The sequence below is a fragment of the Veillonella sp. CHU594 genome (assembly GCF_003992265.1).
In the GTDB taxonomy this organism is placed as follows: Bacteria; Bacillota; Negativicutes; order Veillonellales; family Veillonellaceae; genus F0422.
In genome coordinates this window covers 74,603-89,926 of sequence record NZ_RQVB01000009.1, presented here as the reverse complement: position 1 = coordinate 89,926, position 15,324 = coordinate 74,603, and the positions used below count along the sequence as shown (strand labels likewise).

At 38.0% G+C, this 15,324-nt stretch carries 14 protein-coding genes; all 14 read left to right on the top strand.

The window, feature by feature from the left end; translation table 11 throughout:
* Nucleotides 1–5: 5 nt before the first annotated feature.
* The 14 genes from purD (at nt 6) to EO111_RS06905 (ending at nt 15,318) form a co-directional block, all read left to right on the top strand.
* On the top strand, nt 6–1,307 hold the full coding sequence (purD, locus tag EO111_RS06975; protein ID WP_127011112.1) for a phosphoribosylamine--glycine ligase: 1,302 nt from the start codon (nt 6–8) through the stop codon (nt 1,305–1,307).
* A 67-nt stretch (nt 1,308–1,374) separates the two neighbouring features.
* Nucleotides 1,375–2,559 carry a Na+/H+ antiporter NhaA gene (nhaA, locus tag EO111_RS06970; RefSeq protein WP_127011111.1) on the top strand — a complete coding sequence of 395 codons (1,185 nt, stop codon included), beginning with the start codon at nt 1,375–1,377 and terminating at the stop codon, nt 2,557–2,559.
* Nucleotides 2,560–2,730: 171 nt separating this feature from the next.
* Entirely contained in the window at nt 2,731–3,735 is a 1,005-nt protein-coding gene (locus EO111_RS06965; protein ID WP_062403145.1) for an iron ABC transporter permease, read from the top strand.
* A complete protein-coding gene (locus tag EO111_RS06960) occupies nt 3,735–4,541 on the top strand; it encodes an ABC transporter ATP-binding protein (protein WP_127011110.1) in 807 nt (268 codons plus the stop codon). The genes EO111_RS06965 and EO111_RS06960 overlap by 1 nt, the downstream gene beginning before the upstream one ends.
* Complete coding sequence (locus EO111_RS06955) at nt 4,538–5,593, top strand: ABC transporter substrate-binding protein (RefSeq protein ID WP_206168563.1); 1,056 nt, start codon at nt 4,538–4,540, stop codon at nt 5,591–5,593. Before EO111_RS06960 ends, EO111_RS06955 begins: the two co-directional genes overlap by 4 nt.
* A gap of 61 nt (nt 5,594–5,654) precedes the next feature.
* Nucleotides 5,655–6,710: an ABC transporter substrate-binding protein gene (locus tag EO111_RS06950; protein ID WP_206168562.1), complete on the top strand. Its 1,056-nt coding sequence runs from the start codon at nt 5,655–5,657 to the stop codon at nt 6,708–6,710.
* 296 nt (nt 6,711–7,006) lie between these two features.
* Nucleotides 7,007–7,264 (top strand): SemiSWEET family transporter, encoded by a 258-nt coding sequence (locus EO111_RS06940; protein ID WP_062403139.1) that lies wholly within the window; start codon nt 7,007–7,009, stop codon nt 7,262–7,264.
* A gap of 433 nt (nt 7,265–7,697) precedes the next feature.
* Nucleotides 7,698–8,501: a peptidoglycan-binding protein gene (locus EO111_RS06935; RefSeq protein ID WP_305798498.1), complete on the top strand. Its 804-nt coding sequence runs from the start codon at nt 7,698–7,700 to the stop codon at nt 8,499–8,501.
* 203 nt (nt 8,502–8,704) lie between these two features.
* Nucleotides 8,705–9,364, top strand: a complete 660-nt coding sequence (locus EO111_RS06930) for a TerC family protein (protein WP_082717820.1) — start codon at nt 8,705–8,707, stop codon at nt 9,362–9,364.
* Between the two features lie 260 nt (nt 9,365–9,624).
* Nucleotides 9,625–11,016: a 23S rRNA (uracil(1939)-C(5))-methyltransferase RlmD gene (gene rlmD / locus EO111_RS06925; protein ID WP_126941200.1), complete on the top strand. Its 1,392-nt coding sequence runs from the start codon at nt 9,625–9,627 to the stop codon at nt 11,014–11,016.
* A gap of 161 nt (nt 11,017–11,177) precedes the next feature.
* Nucleotides 11,178–11,417 (top strand): GlsB/YeaQ/YmgE family stress response membrane protein, encoded by a 240-nt coding sequence (locus EO111_RS06920; protein ID WP_009354058.1) that lies wholly within the window; start codon nt 11,178–11,180, stop codon nt 11,415–11,417.
* Nucleotides 11,418–11,870: 453 nt separating this feature from the next.
* The gene (locus EO111_RS06915; RefSeq protein ID WP_164723928.1) at nt 11,871–13,463 is read left to right on the top strand and encodes an ABC transporter substrate-binding protein; all 1,593 of its coding nucleotides are present in this window, start codon (nt 11,871–11,873) and stop codon (nt 13,461–13,463) included.
* A gap of 17 nt (nt 13,464–13,480) precedes the next feature.
* Nucleotides 13,481–14,467 carry an ABC transporter permease gene (locus EO111_RS06910; protein ID WP_127011109.1) on the top strand — a complete coding sequence of 329 codons (987 nt, stop codon included), beginning with the start codon at nt 13,481–13,483 and terminating at the stop codon, nt 14,465–14,467.
* Complete coding sequence (locus tag EO111_RS06905) at nt 14,464–15,318, top strand: ABC transporter permease (protein ID WP_127011108.1); 855 nt, start codon at nt 14,464–14,466, stop codon at nt 15,316–15,318. The genes EO111_RS06910 and EO111_RS06905 overlap by 4 nt, the downstream gene beginning before the upstream one ends.
* The last annotated feature ends 6 nt before the right edge of the window (nt 15,319–15,324 follow it).

The following is a 15,324-nucleotide window of genomic DNA, read 5'->3' as shown; positions in this document are numbered from 1 at the left end:
TATCTATGAAAGTATGTATTATTGGCAATGGTGGTCGTGAACATGCATTAGCTTGGAAATTGCATCATAGCCCATCTGTAACAGATGTCTATGTAGTGCCAGGCAATGCAGGGATGACTTCGATAGCTACTGTAGTCAACCTAGATTGGAAGAACCGAGACACCTTACTAGCTTGGTTATTGGACTATAAGATTGACTTGGTTGTTATAGGGCCTGAATTGCCACTTGTCGAGGGACTTAGTGATGCAATCAGAACAGTAGGGATTCCTGTGTTTGGACCATCCAAGCAGGCTTCTCGATTAGAAGGGTCTAAGCCGTTTGCAAAAGAATTAATGCGTCGATATGAGATTCCTACGGCAAAGTATGAGGTTTGCCAAGATGTAGAAACTGGAAAAGGCATTATTCATCAATGGGGTGTACCTATTGTATTAAAGAGAGATGGCCTCTGGGGCGGTAAAGGTGTCACTATTTGTGAGACTTTCACAGACGCAGAACGAGTGTTGAAAGAAATGCTGAATAGTTCGGAAGAAAGCGTTGTGATTGAGGAATATATGCGAGGACAGGAGGTATCCTTGTTGTCCTTTGTGGACGGTACTCACGTCTTACCTATGATAGGAGCAAGAGATCATAAACGATTGTTAGACCATGATGAAGGTCCAAATACAGGAGGAATGGGCGCCTATGCACCGGTGCCAGAACTGGATGGCACTTTGGAACAAACCATAGTAGACGCAATAGTAAAACCTATCGTGAAAGCCATGGCAGAAGAAGGTCATCCATATGTAGGGTGCTTGTACACAGGTCTAATGCTTACCGAGGAAGGACCGAAAGTAGTAGAGTTCAATGCTCGCTTCGGAGATCCAGAAACACAAGTGATATTGCCATTATTGCAGAGTGATTTAGGAGTCATCATGTATGCCACAGCTACGGGACAATTAGAGGGGATATCCTTGGAATGGTCGAAACAATACGCTTCCTGTGTTATCTTAGCATCCGAAGGATATCCACAGCAGACCTTGACAGGTCAAAGAATCACAGGAGATATTCATACTATAGATACTGTATCGATGGTATTTCACTCTGGTACAACATATGAAACAGATCACTATGTAACGCAAGGTGGTCGTGTATTAGGTGTTGTAGGGTTGGGGAATACATTGGAACAATCCTTAGAACATGCTTATGAACGTGTATCCATGATTGACTTTGAGGGACGACAGTATCGTAAGGACATCGGTGAATCGAGTATTGGATTTTGTATACATACGCAATATAGAAAAAATTCGATAGATAAAGAATATAATTAGTGATATAATAACAAAAGAATATGTTAGTTATTTAATGATATATATTACATAGTAGAGGGGTAATTGTATGAATCGAATTGTATCTTTTTTTACATCACCATCAGCAGGGGGTGTACTACTCTTTGTAGCTGCTGTGGTAGGAGTGCTATTGGCAAACTCTCCAGTAGAAAGTTTGTACCACTCTTTGCTTCATGCTAAATTAGGACCATTGTCCATTGAATTATGGATTAATGACGTGGCCATGGCGGTCTTCTTTTTATTTGTAGGCCTTGAAGTAAAACGGGAAATGATTGCAGGGGAATTGAATACCAATGCAAAACGATTTTTGCCTGGTATTGCAGCATTTTTTGGCCTTTTAATGCCGGCTTTAATCTATTATTTCATTGTCGGTTATCATCCAGACTTTATTCATGGTTGGGGGATTCCAACAGCTACAGACATTGCCTTTGCCATCGGTATCGTTTCACTCTTAGGTGATCGAGTACCCATTGCAATGAAAGTATTTTTAACTACCTTGGCTGTTATGGATGACTTGATGGCTATTGTTATCATTGCTTTTTTCTATACAGCGGAGTTAAACTTCTTTTACTTATTCGTAGCAGCAATCATCGTGTTCATGTTACAATACGTAAACCGTATGAACTATACGAGACCAATTCCGTATTTAGCATTAGGATTTGGCCTTTGGTTCTGTGTGTTTAAGTCAGGATTGCATGCTACCTTAGCAGGTGTAATTTTAGCGGCGTTTATTCCATACCATGGCATACGTGATGGTCGTCATGTATCTCCATTATCTGAATGGGAACACACCTTAAGTAACTGGGTTACCTACTTAATTATTCCAATCTTTGGATTTGCCAATGCAGGGGTATCCTTCCACGGATTTACCTTAGAAAGCTTTGCTCATCCAGTTGTACTAGGTGTCGCAGTAGGTTTAGTACTTGGTAAACAAGTAGGTGTCTTTGGTACCTTGTTCTTGCTAGTGAAATCTAAACTCGTGGAAATGCCCGCGCAAACCAATTGGGTTCATGTGTATGGTATTGCTCTATGTTGTGGTATTGGATTTACTATGAGTTTATTCGTATCCTTGTTAGCATTCCCTCCAGGAGAAGCACAAGAAATGGCAAAAGTTGGTATCTTCGTAGGTTCCATCGTATCTGGTATTTTGGGATATACAGTATTACGAATTGCTGGACGAAAACAACAAGTAAATGTATCTGAATACGATATGATCAAAGGACAGTATATTTAATTGCATACTTCATAGAGAGTAGAGGCTCTATATAAAAGTCGCAGTGAAAGGAAACTTTTACTGCGTTTTTTTAATTATGCCAATTTTCAATATGTAAAAAAAGTGCTTGCAATATTCGAATTAACTCCCTATAGTAAGTATATAAGAATAAATGAGAATGGGAGGGTGACTATGCATCATTACAAACGGACCATGGTGATAGCAGTCCTTGTATGTGCAGGGATATTCTTACTATCTTTAGTGATGGGACGATTCTTTATTCCGGTTCAAGAAGTATGGAATATATTGCTATCTAAATTTTTAGTATTACCTATCACTTGGGATGCTTCGATGTATAATGTAGTTATGGAGATTCGATTACCTCGGGTATTAGGTGCTATTTTGGTAGGCATTGCGTTAGCTGTATCGGGTACAGCCTATCAAGGAGTTTTCCGCAATGATTTGGTATCTCCAGATTTACTGGGTGTTTCACATGGTGCAAGTGTGGGAGCCTGCTTAGGTATCTTATTACATTTGTCATTGTATGGGGTAGCAATATGTGCCTTTATTGGTGGTATCGCAGCCGTGTGCTTAACCTTGTTATTACCAAAATTAATTCAGAATCAATCGAGGATTGTCCTTGTCTTATGCGGTATCATTGTGTCTGGATTTATGGCAGCCATCATTGGACTACTGAAATACATTGCCGATCCAGATACAGAACTACAAGATATTGTGTATTGGCAGTTGGGTAGCTTGGCAAAAGTTACGTGGGATAATTTATTTTATGTATTACCGATTATTGTGATTGGTACCTTAGCAATTGTAGCCTTGCGGTGGCGTTTAAATATTTTATCGTTATCCGATCAAGAGGCACAGAGTTTGGGTATTAATGTACATAAAGAACGAATTGTCATAATCGTAATTTCTACATTGCTAACTGCAGCAGCAGTATGCTTAAGCGGTACCATTGGATGGGTAGGCTTAGTCATTCCTCATTTATCTCGTATGTTAGTAGGTCATGATCATAAAAAATTGATTCCCGCCGCAATTGTGGTCAGTGCCTCCTTTTTGATGGTAGCAGATTTGTTTGCTAGAGCGTTAACAACAGCAGAGATTCCACTAGGAATACTCTGTGGATTCATTGGAACGCCATTCTTTGCGTGGGTATTGTATAAACAACGGAGGTATTTCTAATGGATTCTTTTGAGCTTTCAGTAGATTCTATCTCTTTTTCATATGGCAAGGGAGAGCCTAATATTTTTACGGACTTATCATTCTCTGTGAAAGCTGGTGATACCTTAGCTCTATTAGGGCGTAATGGGGTAGGAAAATCTACATTGCTTAGTTGCTTGATGTGCTTTCAGCAGGTACAATCGGGGCATATATATTGCAATGGTATAGATTTAGGGAGTGTGTCTATTCAAGAGCGAGCGAAGTTAATTGCTTTTGTACCACAGATTATAGGAGCAGATATAGCCTATACGGTACGAGATTATATATCCTTTGGAGCAACGCTACGAACGGGGATGTTTTCTTCACCAGGAAAAAAAGAATTTCAAAAAACAGATAGCATACTAGAAATGCTAGGGATTACAGAATTACGAGATAAACCGTGTCGCGATTTAAGTGGAGGGCAACGACAATTAGTAGCGATTGGACGTGCTTTATTGCAAGATACGAGATTATTATTAATGGACGAGCCAACATCTGCATTAGATATACGTAATCAAGTGATTGTTCTAGAAACGATAGAACAATTGCGAACACAAGGATATGCTATTATTTTTACTACACATGTACCGGAACAGGCTTTATTACTGAATAGCCGTGTTGGTTTATGTCGTGGTGGAACAATAGATTTTTACGATTCTGTCAATGATGTGACTGTGGAAGTATTGGAGAGAATTTACCGGACGAAACTTAGTTTATTTTACAGCGAAACGGTACAGCGCACAGTTTGTGTTATCCCACAGTTAGGTCAGAAAGGGGAGATTTTATGAAGCGTATTGTAGTATTGTTGTTAGCCTTATTTACAACCATTTGTATGCTAGTTGGTTGTGGCACAGAAAATGCATCCCAAGGGAATACATCTTCTACGAGGGTTATCACAGATATTGATGGAACGGAAGTGACGATTCCAAAAGATATCAAACAAGTGGCAGACTTATGGCATGCTAATAACCAAGTGGTATTGATGTTAGGGGGCGCAGATACACTAGTATCTACTACAAAAAATGTACAAGGATTGCCTTGGTTTGTAAAAGTGTATCCTAGAATTAAAGAGATTCCAGCTCCGGTAAAAGGTACAGATGTACAAATGGAGGAAATTCAAAAATTAAATCCACAAGTGGTATTGGCTAGTAATAAGAACCAAATTGAAATGGCCCGCAAAGCGGGTCTTCCAGCAGTACGTGTGAATTTTACAGACTATGAAGGATTGCGCAAAACAGTGGCTATTACAGCCGATGTATTAGGTGGTAAAGCCATCGATATTAGCAAACAATATCTAGCCTATTTAGATGGTAATGTGAAATTAGCGGAAGAAAAAACTAAACATCTTAGCGATGCAGAACGACCAACCGTGTTGCATATCGTAGGTGGAGATAATCTATTAAAAGTAGATGGAGACAAAACAATTATCAATGAATGGATTCGTTATGCAGGTGGTAAGAATGCCATTATAGCAGCAGGTCCACAAATCGTAGTAACTATAGAAGAAATCATCAAAGCAGATCCAGATATTATCATCATCGGTGGTACACAAGCGCAAAAAGGCATTGACCAAATGATGAATGATCCACAATGGGCAAGCTTAAAAGCTGTTAGAAATCATCGTGTATATCGCAATCCTGTAGGAACGTTCAACTGGGACCGGTATAGTGCCGAAGCAGCATTACAAATCTTATGGGCAGGTCAAATCATTCAACCACAATTATTTGCGGATATTAACCTAGTGAAAGAAACACAAAAATTCTATAATGATTTCTTACATTTTGATTTATCTGGTGATGATGCAGAACGTATTATCCATGGTGAAAGTCCTGCAAATTAAATTTATTAACGCATGATTTTTAAGTAGTTAGTTTGTGTATGGAAGCTAGTTAGGAGACGTTATGAAACGAATTATTACTATGCTCTTTGCATTGCTGATTTCCATCGGCTTGTTAGCTGGTTGTGGCACAGAAAATGCATCAAAAGGAGCAACGCAAGAAGTACATACTATCACCGATATTGGTGGCACTCAAGTTCAATTACCAACACATGTAGAACGAATTGCTGACTTATGGCCAGCGAATAATCAAGTTATGTTGATGCTAGGTGGGGCAGATAAATTAGTTGCTACTACACAATATGTACAAACATTACCTTGGTTCTCACATATTTATCCAAATATTAAAAACATTGCTGCGCCAGATCGTTTTGGCTTTGATTTACAATTAGAAGAACTACAAAAAGTATCACCACAAGTAATTATTGTAAATAGTAAAAAGCAAGCAGAACAAGTCCGTCAAGGCGGCTTTACAGCAGTGCATATGGAGTTTACTGACTATAAAGGACTTCGCAATGTAGTATCCATGACCGCAGATATTCTAGGCGGTAATGCGGTAGAGATTGCTAAGAGTTACAATGCGTATTTAGATAAAAATATCGCTTTAGCAGAAGAAAAAACGAAAGTGTTAACCGATGCAGAACGTCCAAGAGTGATGCATATTGCTACAGGTGAAAATTTACTTAAAGTAGATGGCACTAAAACAATTATTGATGAATGGATTCACTATGCGGGTGGTATCAATGCGATCGAACAAAAAGGTCGTGGGCTTACATTAACCATGGAAGAAATCATCAAAGCTAACCCAGATATTATCATTATAGGTGATGTGAACTCCAAAGCAGCTATTGAAAAAATTATGAATGACCCACAATGGAGTGGTATTAAAGCAGTTCAAATGGGTCGTGTATATAGCAATCCTGTAGGAACATTCAAGTGGGACCGATACAGTGCTGAATCAGCATTACAAATCTTATGGGCAGGTCAAATCATCCAACCACAATTATTTGGAGATATTAACCTAGTGAAAGAAACACAAGATTTCTATAAAAACTTCATGCATTATGATTTATCTACCGTAGAGGCAGAGCGTATTATTGCTGGAGAAGGTCCACAATAGTTGCAATAGTAGGCAATAGATCCGATTGACTCTATATTAAAACCGTAGTAAGAGGATACTTTTACTACGGTTTTATTAGGTTTATTTTCACCGTGGCAAAATGGAAAGATAGAGCGAAGTCATAAGATTGATGGGGAGAGATTCTATACCAGAAAGTTTAGGGTTGTGTCACAAATGTTTGACTACTTCATAGATATTATATAAAAACTTAAATTTAAGTATTGATTTCCTAGCATTTTGTGATATACTACTAAAATATTTAAGTTAATTGATCTTATAAGAGGGAAGATAATAGAATGAGTGAAAAAAATTTAAAAATGTTAGGATGGCTTGGAACATTCCTTTCAGTAATGATGTATGTGTCTTATGTTCCGCAAATCATGGGAAACTTGGATGGGAATAAAACATTTTTTCTGCAGCCCTTGGCAGCGACGATTAACTGTATCATATGGGCAAGTTACGGACTTTTAAAAGAAAAAAAGGACTATCCTTTGGCAGTAGCAAACTTGCCGGGAATTATCTTTGGATTGCTTGCAACCATTACGGCGTTTTAAATAATCTCGTTTTAAAGATGTATTGTGAAAAGCTCATTTGAATGATGATTAGTCATTTTAGTGAGCTTTTTTGTTATAATTATTTTTCAAGATATAATTCTAACTTCTTCAATTTTAAAATATTATTTATTATGATTATTTTAATATGTAAAACTTTTGTATCACATCATATTGAAATGATCTATTATACCAATTTAGTATAGCAACCCTATTTTTATGCATATTTACTATAGAAAATGAGGAAAACTAACATTTTTAGTGTATATATGTAGTAGGTGGTATTTCCTATGGGGAGAGATTTATACCACATGTGGGAAAAATATAATAAAAATAGGTACTAAGTGGTGTTAAAGTGTTAAAAAAGTCCTGTTTTTTTGACGTATCTCCCAAAAAATGGTAAAATGTATAAGCATTTAGATATGAGGTGAACATCGTGAAAAAAATAACTCTCCTAGCGATTCTCCTGATGGTATGTACCATGGTGACAGCCTTGGCAACATCTGGACGTGGTGATCGCGGTAAAGAGGTAGAAGAGTTACAAGCGTTGTTAGTAGCCCAAGGCTATTTGCTTGATACAGCAGATGGAGTGTTTGGGAATAATACAGAATACGCAGTACTCGTCTTTCAGAAAGAACACGGGTTAACTCCAGACGGTAGAGTAGGTAAAGAAACAATGCGTGCTTTACTAGAGAATCAAAAACACTTTGAGGGGCAACAAGCATCTCGAAATACCCGTAGTGTAGAAGTATCACGGTTTGGTGATCGTGGTCGCAACATAGAAGAAGTACAACTTAAATTAGTAGATAGTGGATTTTCTCCTGGAGCTGTTGATGGTGTCTTTGGGGATGGAACTAAAGAAGCTTTGATTCGTTTCCAGCGTCATTATGGATTACCAGTGACAGGAACTGTTGATAGTGCTACATGGTCAAAATTATCTATCAAACGAGGCAAACCAACAAGCTATAAAAAAACATTAGAAATGGAAGCTAGTGCCTATTCAAGTTATGAATCTGGTACACATACAGCTAGAGGCAACGCACTTCGCCGTGGGTATGTTTCGGTAGATCCTAATGTAATTCCATTAGGAACAGAAGTGTATGTGGAAGGATATGGTTATGCTGTAGCGGATGATACAGGTGGTGCTATTATAGGTCATCGCATTGATTTGGCTATGGATAGCTATAATGAGGCCATCCAATTTGGTCGTCGAACAGTAAAAGTATATATTTTAGATTAGAGAAGTCATTGATTTGTTGTAAAACAGAAAGAACATCTAATTGCAAACGTGTTATTACACAAAAATAAAGAGGTAGGAACTAGAGTAATTTAGTTGTTACTAATATAGAGGATAGCTGATTCAGAGAATTGGCTATCCTTTGTTTTATGGGTTCCCTATGCTATAATAAAATGTATTCTAAGTAGTAAATATAGGAGGATATGGTGGATATTACATCAACACAAGGGTTATTAGCAATTTTACAAATTATTATTATTGATATATTATTGGCTGGCGATAATGCTATCGTTATTGGTATGGCAGCTAAAAACTTGCCGGAACATTTGCGTAAACGTGCTATTTTCTGGGGCACAGCAGGGGCAATTGTTTTGCGTCTAGTGATGGCCATTTTGTTTATTGAAGCTTTAGATAATATTCCTGCATTACGCATTGTTGGTGGGATTATGTTGCTTTGGATTGGCTATTCCTTATTGAAAGATGGCGATAATGAACACAATATTGAAGCAAAAGATAATATCTGGGGCGCTATTGCTACGATTATCATTGCTGATGGTGTGATGGGCATCGATAATGTGCTAGGCGTTGTGGCAGCAGCAGAAGGTCATTTTGGGCTAGTAGTAGCTGGTATGTTAGTAACAGTGCCAATTATTGTTTGGGGCAGTACTATCTTTGTAAAACTGATTGATAAATTCCCTGTTATTCTATACGCAGGTGGTGGTATCCTAGGATGGGTCTCTGCTAGCATGATTCAACATGATCCAATGGCAGCACCATATATTGAACCATATAGCTTGCCATTCCATGTTGGATGTGTCGTATTGGTATTAGGAGCAGCGATCATTCGCAATCGTTTAGTGAAATAAACTGGTATTGGTAAAAGTAACAGCTCAATGCACTAGAACATAAGGCATACTAGTTTTGAAAAAGAGTGTGATACATAGGCATACAGTCTCCATGATGGAGGCTGTATGCTTTTTCTTTTTTGAGAGGAGCAGGTTATAGAATACAATGAGTTGCTTTCACTACCAATGATGTAAGGAGTCGTGTAAAGAACATATAAAAATGATATAATAAAAAGACATACATTGATACAAACGATTACATTGTGTATAAGGATATATAGATGAGTGAGAAGAAGAAACAACAGAAAGCACCGGTGTGCGTTGGACATACATATACGATAGAGATTCACGGCACCGGCAGTAGTGGCGAAGGGGTAGGCAAATACGAAGGGTTTACAGTATTTGTGCCCTATGCTTTACCGAATGAAATGGTGCAAGTGAAGATTACCATAGTCAAAAAGAATTATGCTGTAGGAGATATTGTAGAGGTGCTCACACCGTCTGCAGAGCGAGTGGCCCCAGAATGTAAGGTATATGGCAATTGTGGGGGCTGCCAATTACAACATGCGTCCTATACAGAACAATTGCGACTAAAAACAGAATCTGTGAAAGCCGTTATCGAACGGATTGCTAAATGTGACCCCAATTTGGTATTACCTTGCATAGGCCCAGAGCAGCCTTGGCGGTATCGGAATAAAATGCAAATGCCTGTAGGTGGCACCGTAGACAAAATTCGTATGGGATTTTATCAAAAGGGATCCCATAGCATCATTAACCATGAACATTGCCCTATTCAAGATGTAGGCAATGATGAGATTCGTAAAGTTTGCTATGAAGCTATGAATAAATTGGGAATCGAACCTTATGATGAGTATACGGAAAGAGGTGTCATTCGTCATGTTGTGGGTCGTATTGGGAAAGATGAATGGATGGTTATCCTCGTAAGTCGCACAGCGAATATTCCTCGTGAATCGGAATTGGTAGACCGTATCGTAAGAGCATTGCCACAGGTAACATCCATCGTAGTGAATCACAATCCAAAACAAACGAATGTGATTTTAGGACCTACGAATCGTACCATTTATGGAAAAGACCAAATTACAGATTACATCAAAGATTTGTCCTTTCAATTGTCACCGCATTCTTTCTTTCAAGTGAATCCAGAACAAACCACGGTACTATATGATACAGCTTTGGAATTTGCGGACTTGAAAGGCCATGAAATGGTGATAGATGCGTATTGTGGAACAGGAACTATTTCTTTGTTCTTGGCTCACAAAGCAAAACATGTCATTGGAATTGAAATCGTTGAGCCTGCCATCAAAGATGCGAAAAAGAATGCAGAACGAAATGGATACGATAATACAGAATTTATCGTAGGCGATGCAGCGGTGGAAATGCCTAAGTTGTATAAACAAGGCATTAAGCCAGATGTGATTGTATTCGATCCCATCCGTGCAGGCTGCAAAGAAGATGTATTACATGCTGCTGTTGGGATGGGGCCAGAACGGATAGTGTACGTGTCTTGTAACCCATCCTCCATGGCACGAGATATAGAAATACTGACAAAACAGGGCTACCAATTGGTGAAAGTTCAACCAGTGGATATGTTCCCGCAGACGTATCATACAGAAGCTGTGGCGCTGCTTACTAGGAGTGAAGCCATGCAGTAAGCATTAGATCGGCCTATATCAGTGGATGTCCAAGAGTTCGAGGGAAGCGAATTTGATTAATCATCACAGTTGATGTAGAATACAATTGAGATCTTTATTACAGAAGCTACTAAGTATAGTGCTTTCATATAAATATATATATTTTATAAAGGAGGGGTAGTATGATTTGGTCATGTATTATTGGTGGATTGATTGGATTTATTGCAGGTAAAATTACTAAAAAAGCTGGATCTATGGGTATTATTGCTAGAATTATTGCAGGCTTAATAGGTTCTTCTGTGGGACAAGCAATTTTTGGCACTTGGGGGCCAAGCTTAGCTGGGATGGCTTTGATTCCTTCAGTCATTGGTGCAGTGATTGTCATTGCTGTAGTATCTTTTTTCTTTGGAAAGAAAAAGTAAAAATATGTTAATTAAGTAGAGAAGAAACATAAGTTAGTATATGGATGCGTGTATATATATTTATAGATGGTCTTTTATACTACTTATGTTTCTTTTAATTTGAGAATATATTTATTTCTCACGTATAACCGAAAGTTATTTGACGTATGACGATCGTGTATTGTAAGATTAAAGATAATTACATATAGGTGAAAGAACTGATAAGATATTAGAAAGTTTTAATTCATAAAGTCTTTTAGAATATATCTAAAGTTGTTTTATGATGTTTGTAATCAATAGTGGTTACCTAATTTATATAAGAAGAGGGTATCTTTTTTATACGATAGGTGCACTATGGATTTTTTATAAAGATGATTAATTATATATCCGTTTAATCATTATGTTTTATTCGAAAGGAGGATATAGGTTTTAAGTTTAGGGTATAAATATTTTATTTTTGAAAGGGCGTACGTTATGTTAAAAAGATTATTTATGCTTGTAACCACGATTATGGCATTTTTAATGATTGCTGGTTGCGGTGGCAATACAGATCAGGCGAGAGCTGATCGTGCAGCCAAGGGAGAAATTGTTATTTCCATGGGGAAATATATGATTAATGGTGGTTATGACCCTACTAGTGGATGGGGTATGTGGGCTGCGGATCCATTCCACTCTGCGTTATATACAAGAAATGATAAAAAAGAACTGGAAATGGATTTAGCGAAAGATGTAACCATATCTCCAGATGGCTTGCATTATACATTTAAAATTCGTGATGATGTTAAGTTCTCTGATGGTCAACCACTAACAGCTAAAGATATTGTATTTACTTATGAAACAGCACAAAAGGCAGGTGGCTATGTAGATCTTACTTTCATGGAATCAGTCGTGGCAAAAGATGACTATACGGTAGAATTTACATTGAAAAAACCTTGGTCTCTATTTCTTGAAATAACTTCTACATTGGGGATTGTACCAGCCCATGCGTATAATAAAGAAACTTACGGTTCACAACCAATTGGTTCTGGTCCATGGAAAGTAGTGGCATTCCAAAAAGAGCAACAGTTAATTATGGAACCAAATGAATATTATTATGGTGAAAAACCAAAATTAAAAAAAGTGACAGTTTTAAATATTGCTGAAGATGCTGCAGTAGCAGCGGCTAAATCTGGTCAAGTGGATGTGTTATTCTTGAACTCTGACTATGCGAATGCAAAAGTAGATAATATGAAAGTATTTACGATGCAAACTATAGCTTCTTTTACATTGAATCTTCCAACACAACCAGAACGTGAAGAAAATGGTATGAAAGTAGGTAATAATATTACGTCTGACCCAGCCATTCGTAAAGCTTTAAATATTGGTATTAATCGTGCAGAAATTATCAAAAATGCATTGAATGGATTTGGTGAACCAACATACATGTATTCCAAAGAGCTAGCATGGGTTAATCCAGAATTAAATATCACAGATAATCGTGTAGAAGAAGCGAAAAAAATTCTTGAAGATGCTGGATGGAAAGACACAGATGGTGATGGAATTCGTGAAAAAAATGGCGTAAAAGCTGAATTTAAAATTTCCGGTCGTTCCAACGATTTACAACGTTATAATACAGCAGTAGCGCTAGCAGCGGATGCAAAAAAATTGGGCATCAATATGATTGCGGAATCTATGGCATGGTCTGATGCTCGTAAAATTGCTCGTAATGTACCTACAATTTGGGCTTCTAGTGACTTTAATCCATTGTCTCTTTACATGTATTTCCATAGTTCCCAAATTGGTAAAAACGTAATTAATAACCCAGCTATGTATAGCAATCCAACAGTAGATGCTCATATTGATGCGGCATTGGCAGCTAACAGCTGGGATGAAGCGATTAAAGAATTTAAGTTGGCTCAATGGGATGGAAAAACAGGTATAAAAGAAGATGTACCATATTTATGGATTGCCAATGTATCCGTTCCATATTTAGTTCGTGATGGTCTAGACCTAGGTAATGTAGGCGTTAATCAACGTGGACAAGGCATGGGTATTATAGCAAATCTTTCTCAATGGCAATGGAAATAGTATAGTAAGGATCACATATGAATCAGCAAATTTGGTCTTTTATTAGACAACAACTTATTCGTGTGGTACTTTTGATATTTGCTGTCAGCGTAGTTAGCTTTTTGCTCTTAGTTATTTCTCCGATTGATCCAATTGATGCGTACTTTTCGGGATTATCTGTGACGGAGGAGCAAAAAGCGGCTATGGCTGCTTTCTGGCAATTTGATAAGCCACCAGTAGAACGATACTGTATTTGGGCAGCAGACTTGTTACAAGGTAATTGGGGAGTTTCCTTCCTTTACAATGAACCTGTTATTAATGTCATTGCTGAGAAGTTCCAAGAAACTCTTTTGTTAATGATGCTTTCATGGGTACTAGCTGGATTGGTAGGGTTTTTCTTTGGTATCGTCAGTGGCGTATACGAGGGAACATGGATTGATAAAATCATCAATGGGTTTTCCTTGTTGTGCGTATCTATACCAACCTTTTGGTTAGGCATTGTGGTGCTATTTATTTTTGCAGTGGAATTACAATGGTTTCCCTTTGCCTTATCCACTCCCATTGGTAAAATCGGGGCAGATGTCACATGGGCAGAGCGATTATACCATGTGGTCTTACCCGCATTAACTTTAGCGGTTACGGGTGTATCTGCTATCACTCTACATACGAGACAAAAGATGATCGATTGCTTAGGCAGTAATTATATGTTATTTGCAGAAGCTAGAGGGGAAACGCTGTGGCAACGTGTGTTACGACATGGGTTGAGGAATGTGATGATTCCAGCGATTACATTACATTTTGCATCTTTTGCTGAACTATTCGGAGGTGCCATTTTAACAGAAGTTGTATTCTCCTATCCTGGTTTAGGTAGTGCAGTGACATTGGCAGGTCTGCGAGGCGATGTTCCTTTATTATTAGGTATTTCATTTTTTAGTGCCATCTTTGTATTTGTAGGCAATTTAATTGCTAATATATTGTATGCAGTGGTGAATCCAGAAATTAAGAAAGGGGGACATGAGATATGAATGACGATGTAATAGAAGTATCGACTGTTCATTCTTGGACAAGACGTAAAAAAATGTTACTGTTAGCATCTTTTGTATCTGTTGTCCTTGTATTGATTACCATTGCAGGGGCACTTATGCCAGAAGAAAGTTATGCAATCAATTATGGTAATAAATATGCAGAGCCTTCCTTGCAATATATATTTGGTACTGACCATATGGGAAGAGATATGCTATATCGTTGTATCAAAGGTCTATCCATTAGTATTCAAGTAGGCTTATTGGCTGCTTTTGTCAGTTCTTGTATAGCATTGGTGTTAGGAACCTTATCTGCTACCTTTGGGGGAAAAGTTGATGCCTTTATCTTGTGGCTCGTTGATTTGTGTATGGGGGTGCCTCATATTTTGTTAATCCTCATGATTTCTGTGTCCTTAGGAGGCGGAATGAAAGGAGTTGTCATCGGCGTGGTGGCAACACATTGGACTCGCTTAACACGCTTGATACGGGCAGAGGTCATGCAACTTCGTAAAGAACCATATGTGTTGGCAGCACGTAATTATGGTCATTCCTATTTCCGTATTGCCAAAGAGCATTTTGTGCCACATATTTTACCTCAATATATCATTGGCCTTGTGTTATTGTTTCCTCATGCTATCTTGCATGAAGCAGGGATTACCTTTTTAGGCTATGGGTTACCATTAGACTTACCAGCTATTGGTATCATATTGTCTGAATCGATTCGTCATATCTCTTTAGGATTATGGTGGTTGGCCTTTTTCCCTGGTATGACATTAATGGTTGTGGTATTTTTCTTTGATCGATTGGGAGAAGCTTTAAAAGAGTTATTCGACCCTGCACATTCACAGCGATAGGAGGTT

Bases quoted from the DNA above. Each gene is read 5' to 3' on its own strand.
- purD (WP_127011112.1), top strand. From the start codon at position 6: ATGAAAGTATGTATTATTGGCAATGGTGGTCGTGAACATGCATTAGCT.
- nhaA (WP_127011111.1), top strand. From the start codon at position 1,375: ATGAATCGAATTGTATCTTTTTTTACATCACCATCAGCAGGGGGTGTA.
- EO111_RS06965 (WP_062403145.1), top strand. From the start codon at position 2,731: ATGCATCATTACAAACGGACCATGGTGATAGCAGTCCTTGTATGTGCA.
- EO111_RS06960 (WP_127011110.1), top strand. From the start codon at position 3,735: ATGGATTCTTTTGAGCTTTCAGTAGATTCTATCTCTTTTTCATATGGC.
- EO111_RS06955 (WP_206168563.1), top strand. From the start codon at position 4,538: ATGAAGCGTATTGTAGTATTGTTGTTAGCCTTATTTACAACCATTTGT.
- EO111_RS06950 (WP_206168562.1), top strand. From the start codon at position 5,655: ATGAAACGAATTATTACTATGCTCTTTGCATTGCTGATTTCCATCGGC.
- EO111_RS06940 (WP_062403139.1), top strand. From the start codon at position 7,007: ATGAGTGAAAAAAATTTAAAAATGTTAGGATGGCTTGGAACATTCCTT.
- rlmD (WP_126941200.1), top strand. From the start codon at position 9,625: ATGAGTGAGAAGAAGAAACAACAGAAAGCACCGGTGTGCGTTGGACAT.
- EO111_RS06920 (WP_009354058.1), top strand. From the start codon at position 11,178: ATGATTTGGTCATGTATTATTGGTGGATTGATTGGATTTATTGCAGGT.
- EO111_RS06915 (WP_164723928.1), top strand. From the start codon at position 11,871: ATGTTAAAAAGATTATTTATGCTTGTAACCACGATTATGGCATTTTTA.
- EO111_RS06910 (WP_127011109.1), top strand. From the start codon at position 13,481: ATGAATCAGCAAATTTGGTCTTTTATTAGACAACAACTTATTCGTGTG.
- EO111_RS06905 (WP_127011108.1), top strand. From the start codon at position 14,464: ATGAATGACGATGTAATAGAAGTATCGACTGTTCATTCTTGGACAAGA.